The 19,399-nt window shown below is 52.3% G+C and carries 13 protein-coding genes, 1 tRNA gene and 2 rRNA genes (1 of these 16 cut by a window edge); 7 read left to right on the forward strand and 9 right to left on the reverse strand.

Features of this window, described 5'->3' with window-relative positions:
* From GOV45_RS09340 to GOV45_RS09350, 3 genes are all read left to right on the forward strand, one after another.
* Positions 1 to 2,527: ribosomal RNA gene (locus GOV45_RS09340) — 23S ribosomal RNA — on the forward strand; it begins 386 nt to the left of the window's first position.
* 225 nt (positions 2,528 to 2,752) lie between these two features.
* A 5S ribosomal RNA gene (gene rrf, locus GOV45_RS09345) occupies positions 2,753 to 2,867 on the forward strand.
* 51 nt (positions 2,868 to 2,918) lie between these two features.
* Positions 2,919 to 2,995, forward strand: a tRNA-Met gene (locus GOV45_RS09350).
* A gap of 395 nt (positions 2,996 to 3,390) precedes the next feature.
* On the opposite strand, the gene GOV45_RS09355 is transcribed toward GOV45_RS09350, so the two are convergent.
* The 6 genes from GOV45_RS09355 to GOV45_RS09380 form a co-directional block, all read right to left on the reverse strand.
* Positions 3,391 to 3,636, reverse strand: a complete 246-nt coding sequence (locus GOV45_RS09355; RefSeq protein WP_170476735.1) for an acyl carrier protein — start codon at positions 3,634 to 3,636, stop codon at positions 3,391 to 3,393.
* Between the two features lie 15 nt (positions 3,637 to 3,651).
* Positions 3,652 to 5,127 carry a class I adenylate-forming enzyme family protein gene (locus tag GOV45_RS09360; RefSeq protein WP_170476737.1) on the reverse strand — a complete coding sequence of 492 codons (1,476 nt, stop codon included), beginning with the start codon at positions 5,125 to 5,127 and terminating at the stop codon, positions 3,652 to 3,654.
* A gap of 10 nt (positions 5,128 to 5,137) precedes the next feature.
* Positions 5,138 to 6,463: an alanine racemase gene (locus GOV45_RS09365; RefSeq protein WP_170476739.1), complete on the reverse strand. Its 1,326-nt coding sequence runs from the start codon at positions 6,461 to 6,463 to the stop codon at positions 5,138 to 5,140.
* Complete coding sequence (locus GOV45_RS23575) at positions 6,460 to 7,029, reverse strand: serine O-acetyltransferase (protein ID WP_170476741.1); 570 nt, start codon at positions 7,027 to 7,029, stop codon at positions 6,460 to 6,462. The genes GOV45_RS09365 and GOV45_RS23575 overlap by 4 nt, the downstream gene beginning before the upstream one ends.
* The gene (locus GOV45_RS09375) at positions 7,026 to 8,099 is read right to left on the reverse strand and encodes an amidinotransferase (protein WP_174823635.1); all 1,074 of its coding nucleotides are present in this window, start codon (positions 8,097 to 8,099) and stop codon (positions 7,026 to 7,028) included. Before GOV45_RS09375 ends, GOV45_RS23575 begins: the two co-directional genes overlap by 4 nt.
* Positions 8,100 to 8,795: 696 nt before the next feature.
* Complete coding sequence (locus GOV45_RS09380; RefSeq protein ID WP_170476742.1) at positions 8,796 to 9,779, reverse strand: LysR family transcriptional regulator; 984 nt, start codon at positions 9,777 to 9,779, stop codon at positions 8,796 to 8,798.
* Positions 9,780 to 9,956: 177 nt separating this feature from the next.
* On the opposite strand from GOV45_RS09380, the gene GOV45_RS09385 reads away from it, so the two are divergent.
* The 3 genes from GOV45_RS09385 to GOV45_RS09395 all read left to right on the forward strand — a co-directional run bounded on the left by GOV45_RS09385 (position 9,957) and on the right by GOV45_RS09395 (position 13,091).
* Positions 9,957 to 10,952 (forward strand): taurine ABC transporter substrate-binding protein, encoded by a 996-nt coding sequence (locus GOV45_RS09385; RefSeq protein ID WP_170476744.1) that lies wholly within the window; start codon positions 9,957 to 9,959, stop codon positions 10,950 to 10,952.
* A gap of 70 nt (positions 10,953 to 11,022) precedes the next feature.
* On the forward strand, positions 11,023 to 11,829 hold the full coding sequence (locus GOV45_RS09390; RefSeq protein ID WP_170476746.1) for a taurine ABC transporter ATP-binding protein: 807 nt from the start codon (positions 11,023 to 11,025) through the stop codon (positions 11,827 to 11,829).
* The gene (locus tag GOV45_RS09395) at positions 11,826 to 13,091 is read left to right on the forward strand and encodes an ABC transporter permease (RefSeq protein WP_170476748.1); all 1,266 of its coding nucleotides are present in this window, start codon (positions 11,826 to 11,828) and stop codon (positions 13,089 to 13,091) included. Before GOV45_RS09390 ends, GOV45_RS09395 begins: the two co-directional genes overlap by 4 nt.
* Before the next feature lie 48 nt (positions 13,092 to 13,139).
* On the opposite strand, the gene GOV45_RS09400 is transcribed toward GOV45_RS09395, so the two are convergent.
* Positions 13,140 to 15,575, reverse strand: coding sequence for a GcvT family protein (locus GOV45_RS09400; protein ID WP_170476750.1), 2,436 nt, complete (start codon positions 15,573 to 15,575; stop codon positions 13,140 to 13,142).
* A gap of 199 nt (positions 15,576 to 15,774) precedes the next feature.
* Complete coding sequence (locus GOV45_RS09405) at positions 15,775 to 17,172, reverse strand: aminotransferase family protein (RefSeq protein WP_170476752.1); 1,398 nt, start codon at positions 17,170 to 17,172, stop codon at positions 15,775 to 15,777.
* 222 nt (positions 17,173 to 17,394) lie between these two features.
* Between GOV45_RS09405 and GOV45_RS09410 the strand changes: the two genes are divergently transcribed.
* The gene (locus GOV45_RS09410; RefSeq protein WP_170476754.1) at positions 17,395 to 19,023 is read left to right on the forward strand and encodes an acyl-CoA synthetase; all 1,629 of its coding nucleotides are present in this window, start codon (positions 17,395 to 17,397) and stop codon (positions 19,021 to 19,023) included.
* On the opposite strand, the gene GOV45_RS09415 is transcribed toward GOV45_RS09410, so the two are convergent.
* Complete coding sequence (locus GOV45_RS09415; protein WP_170476756.1) at positions 19,020 to 19,361, reverse strand: DOPA 4,5-dioxygenase family protein; 342 nt, start codon at positions 19,359 to 19,361, stop codon at positions 19,020 to 19,022. The two genes, GOV45_RS09410 and GOV45_RS09415, sit on opposite strands and share 4 nt — an antisense overlap.
* Positions 19,362 to 19,399: the final 38 nt, after the last annotated feature.

A 19,399-nucleotide genomic window follows, 5' to 3' on the forward strand; every position in this document is an offset into this window, starting at 1 on the left:
GCATGGCCATAGCGGGTGACAGCCCCGTATTCGAAGCTTTGACGGACGTATTAAGTAGGGCGGAACACGTGAAATTCTGTCTGAAGATCGGAGGACCACCTTCGAAGGCTAAGTACTCCTTGCTGACCGATAGCGAACCAGTACCGTGAGGGAAAGGTGAAAAGCACCCCGACGAGGGGAGTGAAACAGTACCTGAAACCGAACGCCTACAATCAGTCGGAGGCTCCTTGCGAGCTGACGGCGTACCTTTTGTATAATGGGTCATCGACTTGGTCTCACGAGCAAGCTTAAGCCGTTAGGTGTAGGCGTAGCGAAAGCGAGTCTTAATAGGGCGCATGAGTTCGTGGGATCAGACCCGAAACCGAGTGATCTAGGCATGGCCAGGTTGAAGGTAAGGTAACACTTACTGGAGGACCGAACCCACATCCGTTGAAAAGGATCGGGATGAGCTGTGCCTAGGGGTGAAAGGCCAATCAAACTCGGAGATAGCTGGTTCTCTGCGAAATCTATTTAGGTAGAGCGTCATCCGAATACCCCGGGGGGTAGAGCACTGGATGGGTAATGGGGCCCCACAGGCTTACTGATCCTAACCAAACTCCGAATACCCGGGAGTACTAGATGGCAGACACACTGCGGATGCTAACGTCCGTAGTGGAGAGGGAAACAACCCTGACCTACAGCTAAGGCCCCCAATTCATGGCTAAGTGGGAAAGCAGGTGGGACGACCAAAACAACCAGGAGGTTGGCTTAGAAGCAGCCATCCTTTAAAGATAGCGTAACAGCTCACTGGTCTAAATAAGTTGTCCTGCGGCGAAGATGTAACGGGGCTCAAGCCATGAGCCGAAGCTTAGGATGCCGTAAGGCATGGTAGCAGAGCGTAGTGTGACATAGGACTTTACCTGTATTGCCGCCGGTTTTGAGATGCGTCTGACGCGCTCAAGTAGCCGAATAGGCGGTAGCGCAGGTATAAGTCCTTTCGATGAAGCGGGCGCGTGAGCGATCCCGTGGAGAGATCACTAGTGAGAATGATGACATGAGTAGCGACAAAGAGTGTGAGAGACACTCTCGCCGAAAGTCCAAGGGTTCCTGCTTAAAGCTAATCTGAGCAGGGTAAGCCGGCCCCTAAGCCGAGGCCGAAAGGCGTAGGCGATGGGAACTAGGTTAATATTCCTAGGCCAGGAGGATGTGACGGATTGCAGGGGTAGTTCAACCTTATCGGATTGGTTGGGCTGCTGAGCAGTTCCTGGAAATAGCCCTCCATCAGACCGTACCCTAAACCGACACAGGTGGACTGGTAGAGCATACCAAGGCGCTTGAGAGAACGATGTTGAAGGAACTCGGCAAAATACCTCCGTAAGTTCGCGAGAAGGAGGCCCGGTTCCTAGGCAACTAGGGGCTGGGGGCACAAACCAGGGGGTGGCGACTGTTTATTAAAAACACAGGGCTCTGCGAAGTCGCAAGACGACGTATAGGGTCTGACGCCTGCCCGGTGCCTGAAGGTTAAAAGGAGAGGTGAGAGCCTTGAATTGAAGCCCAGGTAAACGGCGGCCGTAACTATAACGGTCCTAAGGTAGCGAAATTCCTTGTCGGGTAAGTTCCGACCTGCACGAATGGCGTAACGACTTCCCCGCTGTCTCCAACATCGACTCAGCGAAATTGAATTGCCTGTCAAGATGCAGGCTTCCCGCGGTTAGACGGAAAGACCCCGTGCACCTTTACTACAGCTTCGCACTGGCATCAGGATTGTGATGTGCAGGATAGGTGGTAGGCTTCGAAGCGGAAACGCAAGTATCCGTGGAGCCTCCCTTGAGATACCACCCTTCGCACTCTTGATGTCTAACCGCGGTCCGTTACCCGGATCCGGGACCCTGCGTGGCGGGTAGTTTGACTGGGGCGGTCGCCTCCTAAAGCGTAACGGAGGCGCGCGAAGGTTGGCTCAGAGCGGTCGGAAATCGCTCGTTGAGTGCAATGGCAGAAGCCAGCCTGACTGCAAGACTGACAAGTCGAGCAGAGTCGAAAGACGGCCATAGTGATCCGGTGGTCCCGAGTGGAAGGGCCATCGCTCAACGGATAAAAGGTACGCCGGGGATAACAGGCTGATACTGCCCAAGAGTCCATATCGACGGCAGTGTTTGGCACCTCGATGTCGGCTCATCTCATCCTGGGGCTGGAGCAGGTCCCAAGGGTACGGCTGTTCGCCGTTTAAAGAGGTACGTGAGCTGGGTTTAGAACGTCGTGAGACAGTTCGGTCCCTATCTGCCGTGGGTGTAGGAGACTTGAGAGGAGTTGCCCCTAGTACGAGAGGACCGGGGTGAACGATCCACTGGTGGACCAGTTGTCGTGCCAACGGCAGTGCTGGGTAGCTATGATCGGACAGGATAACCGCTGAAGGCATCTAAGCGGGAAGCCCCCCTCAAAACAAGGTCTCCCTGAGGGCCGTGGAAGACCACCACGTCAATAGGCCGGAGATGTAAGCGCAGTAATGCGTTCAGTTGACCGGTACTAATCGCCCGATAGGCTTGATTTGATCCAGTAACAGAAAGACAAAGCTCACCGCCTCAAGTAGCCAAGCGGTAGGCGATCAAACAAGACCAAAAGCATACACCGACCTTGAGTTGGACAACACTGATTGATGTGAAACCCCGTAAGGGGTGACATAATAACCGAGTGGCAACGCGCATTTGCACGCAAAGACGCAACCCGCCACTCGTCGCGCTTTGCAAAGCAAAGCTGCGACGGGGATTTTCCTCGGTTTGGTGGTCATAGCGCAAGCAAAACACCCGGTCCCATACCGAACCCGGAAGTTAAGTGCTGCCGCGCCAATGGTACTTGGGCTTAAGCCCCGGGAGAGTAGGTCACCGCCAAACCTAGAAAAATCCCAAACCTCTCTAATACGATGACACACTTTCCGACCCTGACGCGGGATGGAGCAGCCCGGTAGCTCGTCAGGCTCATAACCTGAAGGTCGTAGGTTCAAATCCTACTCCCGCAACCAGCGTCGGAATATCTCAAAGAAACACGTTCAGACTACAATTGATCCCCCGGATCAATTGCTTAACGTCTTCACATCGTCAGCCTCATAACCTGAAGGTCTGAAAAAAAACATCAAAACTAAAACCAAAAAAGAAAAATAAACGCAAAACTGCCCAAACAACACAAATCAAGCAAAAAAAACCCTTATAAGCTCAAAAATAACAGCAGCAGGAGTTCTGTTACTTCGAGCACCGCAAGCAGATTTCAGCGCCTGTCCAAACTGGGTTTACTGACAGTTTGATCTTGTGAGAAAAATAACTTCACCCAACCAATTGAGCAGTTAAAAACTCGTTCTGACCGAAACATCCTCATTAGTAATCCGATGTAACTGGAGATTGCGCGCAACGCCTGTCGGCATCAAGATTTTTGAGAAACAAGTGCTGCAATGCTATCTATATCTCGAAAATTCTGTTCGTTTATCTCCTCCAGCTCCACATTCACTCCAAGTTCAGATTGAATGCCCATAACAATCTGAAGCAGGCTTAGAGAGTCAACTACACCTGATTGTAAGAGCGGATGTGACGTATCAATGTCGTCCTGCGCTCCGACACATTCTTGAACTATCCGGTGGATGACTTCCGCGGGGTCAGCGGTCTGAACCATTGTTATACTCCTATTTCAATTTTGTAGCCCCAGTGCTTCCATCACCCGATCACGCGTTGCGATCCGATCAGGTTTGCCTGAGGCTTTGTTGGGAATTTCCGGCATCTCTATCACCCAATGGGGCACTTTGTGTGCGGACAGTTGCCGTTTGCAATGGTCCTTTATTTGATCCGCGGAAATAACGTCATCTTCATGTGGAACCACCGCTATCGCAATTTTTTCACCACTCAATGTATCAGGTACACCAATGACGATGGCCTCTATGAAAGAACCTGTTTCCTTGACGACTGTTTCGATTTCAATCGGGTCGATGCGGTGCCCCCGGTGACTGATGGTTAGATTTGATCTCCCTGACAGCACCAAATTACCATTGTGAGTGATTGAACCTGTATCTCCAGTGGCTATGTAGCCGGATGGATCGCGGATCAACACAACTCCGGATTCTTCCACCTGTGCGACAGCCGTAAATGGTGAACGAGCACTAATTGGACCATGGGAATCGTCCTGCGCGCGAAACTCGACACCCGGAAGGGGACGCCCGACATCTCCGGTTTGGTGCGGTGGCCCTTCATGCGAAATACTTTTGACAGACAGCGCTCCGAAAGCTTCACTCACACCATAGCGAACATCTATACATAGATGCGGAACGCTACTTTGAAGTTGCGAAACCAAAGTGGCGTCGACACTGGCGGATCCAATAACGATACGTTCAATCGGACTAACGTCCGTCAACACACCAAATGCTAGCCCCAAGCGCGCGTAAGTTGGGTTGCACAAAAGGGTTCGGCACCCTGTAGTTCGCATAAGCGCATGGTTTTCACCCGGCGTTTTCTTATCACTACAGACTACTGTGCGGCCGGACCAAAGAGTTTCAAAAACCGATGCCCTACCCATCGCGTGGTTTTGTGGAAGAACCGAGAAAACCGGCGCTTTTGGAAAACTGTCGTACCAATCTTGACTTGATCGGAGCGACGCAAGAACAGCGGCAGCCTCAAGGCAAACGGCCTTTGGCCTTCCTGTCGAACCGGAAGTGAATTGAAGCTGAAGGGTGTCAGCAACGGGTAGGCTGCGCCGATCACGGCGCATAACTGTTTCCCCCGAGCCATCCAGAGAAATTACGGAGAACACCGAGGCCCCCAACTCCGCCAGCACCGAGGATTTCGTATCTACCAACAACAACTCGGGTGTAACGACCGAGAGCATTTCCTTATACTCTCTTAAAGTCGCCTGCCGAGGGAAGGCGAGTGAGGCGTGCCCTTCGGCCCAAGCCGCCATCTCGATTGCCACGGCTTCTGGACCGTTTGAAACAGCATGACCGACCACAGTCGCGTTGGTCCCAAGCAAGTTTCGCAATCTTTTACGGTGATCTGCAACGCGGTTAGAGAGTTCGGAAAATGTCGTAGAGCAGATGTCATTGACTACCGCCACGTCGTTTGGGCGGTCGGTGGCAATCGCGTCGAACCATGAAATTAGCTGCTGCCGAGCACTCATCGATTTCCCCCTAGCTAACGACCTGACCAGACAAAACATCCTCGGGTCGACCACGCCGACGCACGAGTTGAACCTGGTCGCCGTCGACGAGAACTTCGGCCGGAAGTGGATGACCCAGAAACAGGACCGGGCTGTAAGACAAGCCGTATGCGCCGCTAGAAGTTATTGCCAGTAGGTCGCCAACGCGCAAGCGAGGTAGTTTCTGGGATGACGCGAACTCATCTAGCGGGAGGCACAATGGTCCACTGATCGCGTATTCTACAATTGGTTCCTCTGAAGGGCGATCCGGAACAACCATAGGGTAACTGCGACGGATCACTGATCCCATCCCCGCTGCCGCAGCGTGGTGGTGCATTCCGCCATCCAACACAAGGTGATTTGTGTTGTCGCTTACTTTAACATCGGTCACCCGTGCGACATATGTTCCTGAAGGCGCTGCGATAAAGCGACCGAGTTCAACATAGTGCTTGCGACGATGTCCGCGAGGGGTATCGATAATTGCGCGAAGCGCATCGCCTGCACTGTATATGTCGAATTCTGCATCACCCTGAAATAGCGGCACACCAAAGCCGCCGCCGAAATTCAAGTGGTTCACGCGAACCCCATGATCGTCTTCAATCTGATCCGCAAGTTCTACCAAGCCTCTGGCTGACGCGCTCCACGCTTCGGGGTCGAAGCACTGCGTGCCGCCGTACGTGTGCAACCCTCTGAATTCGAATGCGTCATCTGTGGCAAGCCTTTGGGCAAGTGCCGGTACCTCGGTTGCCGGAACCCCAAACCTTGATCCGCTTCCAGACATTCGCATTCTTGACCCTTGCAGGCTTCCGAAAGATTGGACCCGGATGGCGACACCTTGCTTGCGACCCGTCTGCTGGGCAATCCGAGCAAGTCTGTCAGCCTCACCCGCAGATTCGAGATTCACGCATGAAATCTTGGCCGCGACAGCTGTTTCAAGATCCAGAGAAGTTTTTCCGGGTCCGGCAAAATGAATTTCTGCCGGATCGAAACCGGCTGCTTTTGCGACGGCTATCTCTCCAGCAGAAGCGACCTCAGCGCCAGTACCGGCCAAACGAAGTGTTTTGGCAACCATGGCGTTGGAATTTGCTTTGAGGGCAAAAAGAATTTTTACGTCGCTACCCAATGCATTCTGTACGAGTTTGACACGCTCTTTCAGAATACCTGCATCGTAAACATATGCCGGCGTTCCAAACTTTTGGGCAATCGTAGTCAGGGGAACATCACCAACAAGGAAATTTTCCGCTTTGTCGGCGGCCGAGTTGACCTTCTTTGGCTTCGCACCGGAACTGTTTGAGATATCGGGTTTGGCAAGTGTCATTTAGTGGCCCCAAAAAGAGTTTTGGGAACAACCTTTGCGGGAACGCCAATAGCTACTGAATCCGGTGGAACGTCGGAAATCACTAAAGAATTGGCTGAAACCACAGATCTATCCCCAATTGTCACACCGCCGAGAATGGAGCAGTTACACCCCAAAAAGCAGTCATCACCGATAACCGGAGTGATGCGTTGTTGATTTTCGCGATTCGGACCTGTCCCCAGGGTGACTCCATGCATTATGCCAACTCGGTTTCCGATAACCGATCCAGGATTTATCTGGATATTTCCACCGTGCATGAAATGCGGCTCTTCACCAACTTTTGTGCTACGCTCCAAGTACAACCCACCCAACAAGGCTGAAGTGGGTTGGATAGTGGTGTAAATGAAACCCAGTACCTTTCGGAACAACCAAACCTGCCGTTTCGCGGCAAACCGTCCGAAACGATAAACAGACAGCGCCCACATAACGCGGATTCCCGATGGCCTATGCCTTCTCCAGTCGTCCAGAAACACGCGAAATGCCGTTTCAGGCCGCTGCTGGCTCTTATTTTCAATAGCGTCTGTCACGAAAAATAGTCTTTCAGACCCCCACGACGGCGAATATCTACAGTAGCACAGTGGAATGATCCGCCGAATGAATAATTGTTCCTAAATGCAACCGGTATTGGTTCGAGGCCCCAGTCTGAAAGGAAGTCCTGCATTGGTCCCTCTTCCGCCTCGACGACAACCTTCGTTTCACTGACGTTCAAAACATTCATGGAAAGCCAACGGAACGAATGGAACCAAGGATGGCTCTCGGGCAAGGTAGATCGCGGAGCTTCACGGATTTCCCAATCTGAATGTTTTAGAACTTCGGGCATTTCCTTTAACGGACGATCCGGGTTCACCATCAGTTTCCCAGGTGCCAGCGGAACGAATGTCGCGTCAATGTGGATTGCTCGGTAGTCATCGAATTCAACGCGGTGAATCCGGTACCCTCGCGGTTCAAGGTGGCGACGCAGCCATTCAATACCCATGTCGTTGGTGACGTGGCTTCGTTGGATAAATAGGTCGCGCCCACATCGGGCAATATCCGCAGCATCGAAAAGAGGTTCATATTCGCTGGTGACATAGCTTTCACCGCGCACCCAGTTCGGATCGTAAGAGGCGTCGGACATCTCGGGCTTCGGTGCCGCGGTCCAGCGTGCACCCGAAGCGAAGTACTTTTTAACCAAAGTGCGGTAGGCCCAGAACTCGAAGTAACGCGAGCGCCATGCCATCGGAGCTTCGAGGATTTCATCATCGAAAACGATCAGAACGTCCCGAGGGTTGGCCTGGCAGTTGCCGCCGATGCTTGTCCAATTGGGTGTCACAATAGGTCGGGCGTGTTGAACAGTATCCGGGCGCCGGACAGTAACGCCCTCATTTTTAAGGACATTAACGAATTCGTCCAATTCCTGCTTTGCTTTGTTCACGGCAAGCGGAGAAATCGGGCGGCCAGCGGCTTGAAGGTGGTAGCTTCTGGAACGTTCGAGATGTTCGACCGCCGTCACAGCCTCGAAACCGATTTCCCAAGTCAGATTGGCAGCACCCTCAAGCGTGCCAACGATGACTTCCTCCAGAGGATCCCATTCATTATTGGATTGGACTACGGACAAAATAACCCCCTTGAACTCGTAACAACTGCGACCCGGGCAACCCGGTATCCGTCACTATCACTTGTCGCGAGGATTCAATTAAATTCAAACATTCAAATTAATCTTCGCGCTTTTAGCGTCAACGCCTAAAAAACGTGACAAACTTTGTCGCCTAAACCTTCCCTTCGTTTCCTTGCATACACGCAGCTGGCAGTAAATTCACCGGCTGTATCGTGGCACAATCTGAACGCTGCAATACCGGAATCCTTAGCATTCTCGTCCGCAACTTGACAAGAAATCTTGATATTATTGTGTCTTAGTTTGACAGAGGAGAAACTCGGCGGATAGCGCAACAGAGCTTGAGCGGAAATCGTGATGTTCATTCTATGAAAAAAGATCGATACTTTGCGGTGCTTTAGTGAACCAATTGAAGCGTATGACTTTCAGCCAGCACAATTTGATTTCTAACAAGTTACCGAAAAACACAGTTTTTTGCTGCGAAAATAACGAAAGGCACTGTTTCAAATTTGCAGAATAGGCGGGTCCAAATAGAGATTTGATTGTGCTTCGTAAACAATCACTGATTGACGAGCACTTAGAAGTTGCCGCTGGATTAACTTAGAATCACCTGACCGGGTCGCTAAATTGCTGGAAAACCAAGGCGACGCAAGGTGTTTGAGGAAGATCAAAGAGTGTTTGAGTAAATCTAAAAAGACACTAATGCGGCCCGCCTTTGTTATCCGAAATCGTTCGGAACTCGCTTCCAAGCCAAGGGAACCGGGACGTCATTGGTTCAACAAAATGCAAATCCATCAGGTTTTTCATGGTTCGATGGATAAGTTGTGATGTCGCGATAGGGCAAACGTTGCTGGTAAACAGCGAAACGGTGCGGACAAAGCTTTTTCCAGGGAACGGGAGCACCCTGGTATTTTCATGGTATCGCCTTGCGCGGTAATAGCTGGCTGCCGTTGTTATCGTCCAACCGCTACTATCCGCGACCAATCCTATAACGGATTGATTGCACTCAAGCTCGAATTTGTTTGGCAAGTTTATCTTGCTGCGCGTTAACTGCATTTCGATCAGCTTGCCAATCGTGTGATCCCGAGAATATCTCAGAAAAGGAAGTGAGTGTTTGGCGCTGATCAGATCCTTGACCTCTCCATTGTAATCCGGCGGGAGGATGACAATAAATGGGTCCCGCATCAGCGGATATTCCATTAGACCTTCGACATTCTCGGCCGGTCGGGTAGCAATTCCGGCATCCAATTTCTGAGCCTGTAATTTCTCGATGATTTCGTGGCTAGGGCGGGCAAAGTGACGAAAATTGCAGCGCGGTAGAGCGGCGGAGAGAAAGCTAAAAAACTCCGGTGCGATTTGGTTATCGAAATCGTCGATCAGCGCCAGTCGCAAATCGGTCGCGTGTTGCCATCTGCCTGATCTGATTTCAGCCTCTCCGCGTTTCAGCGCCGTCATCCCTTCATATACATGCCGGGCAAAGACGGTTCCGGCGGGTGTCAGACCCATTGGCCGACGCCCGTGATCCACCAGTTCAACCCCCAAAGCGCCTTCCAAGCTTCGTAAATGATTTGAGACTGTGCTGATGGATAGCCCTGTTTCGGCTGAAACCTTTTGAACGGATCCCAGTTTGGATATAAGCTGAAAAACTTCCAACCATCTAAGGCTCAATGGTTTTCTGGTCATTGTCGAATCCCGAAATTTAAGCGCTTTCGGAAAAGCGAAACAAAGTTTCGCTTTTTTCGCAACAAAATTTTTGATTCACTCTTTCCCAACCCTCAGATTATGTTTCTATCACTTAACCAGAGTTCGAAATCTCACAAAAACCGAACACTGAATACCAGCACGGAGAAAGTAATCAAAATGATCAAGAAAAACCTGTTGACGACGGCCTTCGCCGGGATTGCTGCCTTGACCGCCTCGCAGGCTGCAGCGCTGGACGAAATCACCGTCGCGTACTTCTTAGAATGGCCAATGCCTTTCCAGTATGCCAAAGCGAATGGAACATATGAAGAAGAGCTTGGTGTTAAAATCAACTGGGTGTCGTTCGATACCGGAACGGCCATGTCGGCTGCGATGGCGTCCGGCGACGTTCAGATCGCTGTCAGCCAAGGGGTGCCGCCTTTTGTGGTAACAACCTCGGCAGGTCAGGACATTCAGATCGTGGATGTCGCCGTCAGCTATTCCGATAATGACAATTGCGTCGTGGCCGAAGCCCTGGAAATCGACAAGTCCAGCGCTAAGGAGTTGGATGGCAAGAAAGTCGGAGTACCGATCGGAACTGCAGCGCACTATGGCTTCCTATCCCAGATGGCTCATTTCGGCGTGGATGTCGGTTCCATGGAAATCGTTGACATGGCGCCTGCGGATGGCGCGGCCGCCTTTGCGCAAGGTAACCTGGATATGGTGTGCGGCTGGGGCGGCGCATTGCGTCGTATGGTCGAGCACGGCAACATTCTGTTGACAGGCGCCGAAAAGGAAGAGTTGGGCATTCTGGTTTTTGACGTGACCAGCGCACCTTCCGGCTTTATCGAAGAAGAGCCCGAGCTTTTGTCGAAGTTCCTGAAGGTAACAGCAGATGCGAACGCCAAATGGAATGCAGGTGACGCCAAGGATGAAATGCTGCCGGTAATCGCCAAAGATGCGGGTATGGACCCTGCAGACGCCGAGGCGACGATAGCAACTTTCACATTCCCCTCTGTTGACGAGCAACTGTCTGACAAATGGCTCGGAGGCGGTGCTCAGGAATTCATGAAAGGCGTCGCGAACGTTTTTGTTGAAGCAGGCAGCATCGAATCTGCGTTGGATTCGTATGATGGCACTGTCAATTCAGGCCCTCTGGCTTCCGCGGCCAACTAAATCGAATAAAAAGAAATGCAGACCGGCTCGAATCTCGGGCCGGTCCTTTAATAAGCAGGAAGGATGCAGGATGCCAGAGTTGGACATCGTAGAGTTGTCCATGCGCTTCGACCTACCGAATGGAACTTCGGTTCAGGCGCTGAAGGATGTGTCGCTGAGTTTGAAAGAAGGTGAACTCATGTCCGTTCTGGGCCCGTCAGGGTGCGGAAAGACGACCTTGCTTAACATTGTTGCCGGCTTTCTGGCACCGACCTCCGGCAGGGTAGAGCTCAATGGCCATTTGGTCAAAGGGCCGGATGCTGAACGCGGGATGGTGTTCCAGAAGGGTGCTTTGTTTGAGTGGATGAACGTCCGTGAAAACGTGGAATTCGGCCCCCGAATGAAGGGTATGCCAAAAGCGGAACGCGATAAGATATCGGATCACCTGCTTGAAGTCGTCGGATTGCAGGATTTCAAGGACAAGGCGGTTTATGAACTGTCAGGTGGGATGCAGCAGCGTGTCGCGCTGGCCCGATGCTTGGCTAATGAACCCGATGTCATTCTGATGGATGAACCACTTGGTGCTTTGGACGCGTTGACGCGTGAAAAAATGCAGGGTCTGGTTCTTAAGCTTTGGAAAGAAACGGGAAAGACAATTATTCTGATCACTCACTCTGTCGAAGAGGCGCTGCTGTTGGGCGAACGTCTGATCGTGATGGCGCCACGTCCCGGGCGAATTCACAAGGAATACAGGCTGCCGTTTGCCGAACGCGGTGTTAACGCCGACCTGCGAGACGTTAAAAAATCCGAAGGTTTTGCCGAGAAACGCGATGAAATCCTGTCGATGATTTGGGAGATGGAAGAAGAAATCATGGGTCGGACGGAGCAGGTCGCATGATTGTACTTATTTTCTACATAGGGCTGTTTGCCGGGGCCTTCTTCATTGTCTATGCATTGCGTCGTGGCCTGCAATCGCGCCAGGATTTCACCAGCCTTAAGACGGTGACCTTTGGTGATGAAAGTGCAGTTAGGGCGGATAGGGCGGCCTCAATAATCTCAGTTGTTGTGATTTTCTTGATCTGGGGTGCGTTCACCGGATCCAAGTTAATGCCAATACACGTTCCGGGCCCGTTCGTAGGTGAGACGCAATTCACCTATACCCTTGAACACCCAGATGGCAGCACTGATGACGCAACTGTATTCGTCCGCGTTCCTTCATTCGGAGAAGAAGTGGAGGATTTCGATGTCGACGCTGGCAGCGGGTTCGCTAAGGACGATGCCTTTGCAGCGCCTGCAGGTCGTTCATCGACCATATTATTTGACAAGAATGATGAAACCTCGCGCAAGGACGGTGCAAAGATCATCGCAATTAATGGCACGCCTATTGGTCAGGGCGACAAAGTGGATACTGGTGACGGATCAATCACCTTGACTGACAAGGGGGCAATTAGCTTCACGCCGAAACAGGGTCTGCAGATGAACCCGATTTGGTTGCCTGCACCCGAGACGGTTGTGGCCAGATTTTTTGAGATCGCAAATGAGGGCTACCAGAACTTCTCGCTCTGGCAGCACTTGGGATGGTCATTGTTGCGCGTTATCGCAGGTTTTGTTGCCGGAGCTTTGGTTGGTATTCCGTTGGGCTATGCCATGGGCCTTTCGGGTTGGTTTCGAGGCTGGTTCGACCCAATTGTCGAATTTATGCGGCCCGTTCCGCCACTGGCGCTGATCCCGCTGGTCATCATCTGGTTCGGCATTTGGGAGACAGGCAAAATTGTTCTGCTTTTCCTCGCTGCGCTATGGATTATGACCATCGCGGCCCGAGCGGGCGTATCTGGAGTGAACATCTCTAAAATTCACGCAGCCTATTCGCTAGGGGCGTCTAAGTGGCAGATCATGCGTCACGTAATCGTTCCGAATTCGCTTCCTGAAATCTTTACGGGTGCAAGGGTCGCAATGGGCGTCTGCTGGGGTACGGTTGTTGCCGCAGAACTCGTCGCGGCGCAAAAGGGTGCGGGAATGATGATCATCGCGGCCTCGAAATTCCAGCTAACGGACATTGTTATCATGGGTATCGTGATGATCGGTATCATTGGTTACGGGATCGATATTTTGATGCGCAAGGCCGAAAACTGGCTTGTGCCGTGGAAAGGTCGCAGCTGAACGCGCAAAACTCGCAGAAAACCCCGGGGAGCGCCCGGGGTTTTTTCTTTAGCTGCGAATTCTAACGAAATCTGGATCATAGGGCGATGGCGCAATGACATGCACGTTGACCCGATCGCCGCATAAGTCCAGCTCCATGGTTGCACCTTCTTTCGCAAACTCGGGCAATACAAATGCGTAAGCCAAGTTCATTCCAACGCGGTGTCCCCAATCGCCGGACGTAATTGTGCCTACGACGCGGCCATTTTCCATCAGCGAAGCCCCGCTATGCGCGGGCGCGTGTTCACAGTCCACGCGCAGCGTCACAAGTTTACGATTTGGTCCTTTGGCATGGCGATCCACCAACGCATCTTTGCCTACAAAGTCATTTTTTTCGAACTTCACAAACCGATCTAACCCGGTTTCAAACGGATTGAACTCGGTTAGCAGATCAGCTTTCCAATGGAGAAAACCTTTTTCCATACGCATTGAATCCACGGCTCGTGCACCGAATAGGCGCAAGCCAAAAGCCTCGCCTGCCTTTCGTAAGGCGAGATAGGCCGCATAAAGCGAAGCGTTCGGAACATGGATTTCGTAAGCAAGCTCGCCGGAAAAACTGACCCGCATAACAGTGGCGGGTGCTATTCCTACGAAGCACTCCCGCACGCATAGCCACGGGAAAGCATCGTTTGACCAATCTCCCCGCGCACAGGCTGCCAGTACGTCGCGCGCGTTGGGTCCGGCCAGGACTAATATTGTCTGTTCGTTTGTCAAAGATCGGATATTTACGTCTTCGTCATCGTGAACATGACTGCTGAGCCAGTCCATGTCGTGATACTCGCTGGCGGCAGCCGACCCGTACCAGACTCGATCCGGCCCCCGGTCACTGGCGGGTAGATTGGCCAGTGTGGCCTCGCCCTTTACCATCCCATGGTGATTCAGCAGGTATCCAAGCCCAACCCTTCCGTTCCGTCTTGTCACCGTGCCGCAGAACATTCGGTTAAGAAACGCGTGACGATCCTCACCTGTGATTTCGAAACGGTTGAACCCGTTGACTTCACACAAGCCAACATTTTCCTGAACTGCTTTGACTTCACTTGCAACGACATCGAATACTTCATCGAAACTGAAACTCAGCGCGTGATCAAAATCTGAAGCAGGTTTGATAAAATCAACCCGCTCCCACCCGTTCACTACCGCGAACTCCGCGCCTTCAGCTGCCAAGACAGGCGTCAGAGGCGTGGTTTTGGCTGGTCGCCCGGCGGGGCGGTGCTCATGAGGAAAGTGAAAGCGAAATTCGTTCTGGTAATCTTCGATTGCCTTCAAACCAGTTAACTCGACATTGGCGTGGCCAGTGAACCGACGCGGGTCAAGAACCCATGTATCGTAACATGCCTCGCCATGAACAATCTGTTGCGCCAACAACCACCCATGGCCACCGCCTTCCCCCAGCCCGGCGCGCAGGCCGATGATACAGAACGCGTTGCGTTTGCCGGGTATTGGACCGACAAGGGGGGCGCCATCAATCGTATAGGTGATTGGCCCATTGACGACGGTGTGAATGCCGACCTCCATCAGCGCGGGCATTCTGGCAAATGCCCCTTCCAATACATCGGTAACGCGGTCCAGGTCATCGGGACAAAGCGCATTGACGAAATTCGGGTCAATTCCGTCCATACCCCACGTCTTACAATCCTGTTCGTAAAAACCGACCAAAAGACCGTTCTTTTCCTGACGGCAATAATAATCACTGATCGGACAACGGATAAGCGGCATTCTGTGGCCCGCTTCTTTGATTGCAGGTATCTCTTCGGTCAGAAAATATTGATGCTCCATCGCTGCCACGGGATGGTGCACACCCATCATCGCGCCAACTTCGTTAACCCTGTAACCGCAAGCATTCACTACAATATCACAGTCGATGTCGCCGTGTTCAGTGTGTACCGTCCACGTGTCGTCCTTATGCTGGGTCAAGCCGACTACGGGAGTGTTCCGATAAACTTCAGCCCCAGCCTTTCGGGCACGCCGGGCCAAAGCCTGACACAGTTGTGCTGGGTCGATATCGCCATCCAGCGGATCCCACAGCCCGCCAATCAAATTTTCCGTAGAAATCAGAGGGTGTCGACGTGCGCATTCCTGTGCGCCTATGACTTCAAAGTGAACATCCATTCCACGCGCCATTGAGGCAAAGTGGCGATATCCTTGCATTTGGGCCTCGGTATTGGCCAGCCGGATGCCACCGTCCCCGTGGTGGTAGTTAATTGGGTATTCGGGGTCGTTGGCCAATTCCTTGTACAGATTGATAGAATGAGTCTTAAGGCCCACCATAGTCTGGTTTGCGCCAAAATTAGTGACTTGGGCTGCAGAATGCCACGTTGTTCCGCTGGTCAGTTCATTACGCTCAACCAGAACAACATCTGTCCATCCTTCTTGAGTAAGGTGATACAAGGTCGAGCACCCGGCGATGCCTCCGCCGATAACCACAACCTTTGTCCGAGATTTCATAAGGCCGCCTCCGGTAACTTCCGAGGCATTAGGCTGAGCATTCCAACGGAACCGCAATACCGGGCGCGAATGTCAGAAAAAATCGAAAGAGAGATGCGAAAAAATGATATTTCCGCGCGGCTTTTCACCGCGCGGTTTATTTGGTTTTCTACTTCGTCTCATGCGAGCAATTTCGCCACAGACTTTTGCCAGCGATGGCTTATCCGAAAACCCGTCCTAGTGCGCCGTCGACTGCATCGGTTATCTGATCGATATCATCAGCGGTCGCAATCAGTGCCGGCGAGAAGCAAAGCGTGTTGTTCCGGCTAGGGATTGATCGGTTGGTCGCGCCAATTATCACGCCCTGCGCCATACAGTCGGCCACAACAGCCTGAACTTTCTTTTCATCCATAGGTTCTTTGGTCGCCCGATCCGAAACAAGTTCCGCACCTAGGAAAAGACCCTTGCCGCGCACATCCCCGATCACTTGGTGTTTTTCCATCAATCCATGAAGGTTGCCCATCAGACGCTCACCCATGTCGGTGCAGTTTTGCAGCAGATTTTCATCCTCGATGATGCGCATGTTTTCAATCGCTGCCGCTGGACCAGCGGTGCAGCCACCGAAAGTGGAAATGTCTCGGAAATAGTTCAACGGATCCGAGGCGTCGTCCTTGAACATGTTGAATACTTCCTCAGTCGTGACCATAACGGCAATGGCCGCATAGCCCGAGGCGACGCCTTTGGCCATCGTCACGAAATCTGGTTTGATGCCGTATTGCTGGTAGCCAAACCAAGTGCCGGTCCGGCCAACGCCGCAGACGACCTCGTCGATATGCAGCAGCACGTCGTATTTTTTACAGATCTCTTGGACGCGTTCCCAGTAACCCTCTGGCGCTTCGATTACACCGCCGCCCGCTGTGACAGGTTCAAGGCACAAAGCACCCACTGTCTCGGGACCTTCCCGCAGAATTACCTCTTCAATAGCGTCTGCTGCCGCCTTGCCAAATGCTTCGCCGGATAGGTCCTCCAAGCCGAGCTCGTGCTTGCGATACTCCATGCAGTGAGGAACACGGACAAAATCGGGTGCAAACGGTCCGTACTGAGCGTTGCGTTCATCCTGACCGCCCGCCGACATCGCCGCCAGAGTCGAGCCGTGGTAGTCACGGTCACGGTAAAGGATTTTGGTTTTTTTGCCGCCATAGCGTTTATGGGCGATCTGGCGAACCATTTTGAACGCCTTCTCGTTCGCTTCGGAACCGGAGTTCGTGTAGTAAACCCGACTCATACCAGGCATTTTGTCGATCAGTTTTTCAGCAAAAATAGCCCCCGGAATCGAACCCGCTGAATTTGCAAAATAGCACAGCTTCATCAGCTGATCATACACGGCCTTGCATATCGATTCGCGACCATACCCAACATTGACCGTCCAAACACCGCCTGACACGGCGTCCAGATGTTCTTTGCCATTCTGGTCCCAGACGCGCATGCCCTTGCCTTCGACAATGATACGCGGATCGTTGGTTTCAAAGGGTTTATGCTGCAGCAGATGGTGCCAGATGTGAGCGCGGTCTGCCTCAACTACATGAGAGAGGTCGTTTTCGTTGAACGTGCCGTCCATGACATGTCCTTTCAGTCAAATGCGATGTTCCGGATGTGGGAACAGTCCCACGATAGCATGAATTTGCGATAGCACAGATCACCGCGAATGGCCTGTCGACAATAGGGCCAGATGAGATGATAGATTATCGCCAGACCCTTGGCTTGCGGTATTTCTACGGGTTTGTCACGCAGCCAACTTTGTGATCAATTCGCGCCAACCGAGATTTGGGAGGATCCGCAAATGGCAGCATCAAATATTTACGAGCGTCATTTGGACAAATGCGCCGCAAATTACACTCCGTTGACGCCGCTAAGCTTTATTCAGCGTTCGGCGCATGTTTATCCCGACTATCCATCGGTAGTTTACGGAGCCCGCCGATACACTTGGGCGGAAACCTATGCCCGTTGCCGCCGTCTTGCCAGCGCGCTGTCGGCAAACGGTGTGCAGTCGGGGGAAACGGTTTCCATTATTGCAGCGAATATCCCTGAACTGTACGAAGCGCATTTTGGCGTCCCAATGATCGGAGCAGTTCTAAATGCAATAAACACGCGGCTGGATGCGCCGATTATCGCGTTCATTCTGAATCATGCCGAGTCAAAGGTCCTGTTTGTCGATCCAGAGTTTTCCGGCGTAGTTAAAGAGGCCTTAAAACAGGTCGAACGCGACCTGTTGGTCATCGATATTGAGGACGCTTCTTTCAAAGGTGGTGAGAAACTGGGTACTTTGTCTTACGACGCTCTGTTGGCGGAAGGAAATCCGGAGTTCGCTTGGTCTCTGCCTGCCGACGAATGGGACGCGATCACATTGAATTACACGTCAGGGACCACGGGTAATCCAAAGGGTGTGGTGTACCATCACCGCGGAGCTGCGTTGAACGCACAGTCGGACCTGCTGGATTGGAACATGCCGAAACACTCGGTGTATCTTTGGACACTGCCAATGTTTCACTGCAATGGATGGTGTTTCCCTTGGGCGATGGCGGCAAACGCTGGAGTTTCAATTTGTCTGCGCGCAGTACGCGCGGAACCAATTTATGCCGCTTTCAGGGACGAAAAGGTTAGTCACTTTTGCGGAGCTCCGATCGTATTGAACATGTTGGCCAACGCGCCGGATGAACTCAAGGATTTCGATCACGAGATCAAGGTGATGACTGCTGGTGCCCCACCACCCGCTGCAGTTATCGAAAAGATGGAAGGTATGGGAATAGAGGTCACGCATGTGTATGGTCTGACCGAAACCTACGGCCCTTCAGTGGTTTGTGCCTGGAAAGACGAATGGAACGACAGGACCGCCGAGGATCGCGCAGCGCTCAAAGTCAGGCAGGGCGTTCGGTATACTGCCTTGTCGGGGTTAATGGTGGCTGACCCAGAGACAATGGAACCTGTTCCCGCCGACGGAGAGACGATGGGCGAGATATTCATGCAAGGCAACGTCGTGATGAAAGGTTACCTGAAGAATGCCGATGCAACGGACAAGGCATTCAAGGGCGGATGGTTTGCGTCAGGCGATTTGGGCGTCATGCATCCTGACGGCTACATCGCACTGAAAGACAGGTCCAAAGACATCATCATTTCAGGCGGCGAGAATATCTCATCCGTTGAAGTCGAGGATGTTCTTTACAAGCATTCTGCAGTAATGGATGCCGCCGTAGTTGCCCGCCCCGACGACAAGTGGGGAGAGACACCCTGTGCGTTTATCGAATTGAAGCCGGGGAGCGACGCAACCGAGGCTGAAATCATCAGTTTCTGCCGGGAAAACATGGCCCATTTCAAAGCGCCTAAAACGGTTGTGTTCGGTTCATTGCCCAAGACGTCGACGGGTAAGATCCAAAAATTCAAACTGCGGGATCAAGCGCGCGCCTTAGGTTAAGCATTCGTCTTTTCGAAGATTGACAGATCAAGCTCTAACATTTCGCCCATCCAGATGGCGCGATCCCGGTGGTCAGCCAAGTGGTTGCCGGTTTCTGGATGGGTGAAAATAGTCAAACCGTTTCGATTCAGCATCAGCCACGGAATTACTTGGTCAAAGGCTTCTGGGGCAAAGCCTAGCTGACAGCTCCAGCGCGGATGCGGACCAACATTTCTGGCGTGCATCCGACCCATCTGTACGGGAAACAGCCGAGAGACATCTTCGCATAGCTTTTGTGCGAGGTCTTGCGTTTCTGCATCGAAGTAAACGTGCGCATGATAGCCGGTAATCTCTGGCATGGCGTATCCTTTGAATTTTGGAAGAGCCTACACAAGAA

Origin of the sequence: Ruegeria arenilitoris (assembly GCF_013035425.1) — a bacterium.
GTDB lineage: Bacteria > Pseudomonadota > Alphaproteobacteria > Rhodobacterales > Rhodobacteraceae > Ruegeria > Ruegeria arenilitoris_A.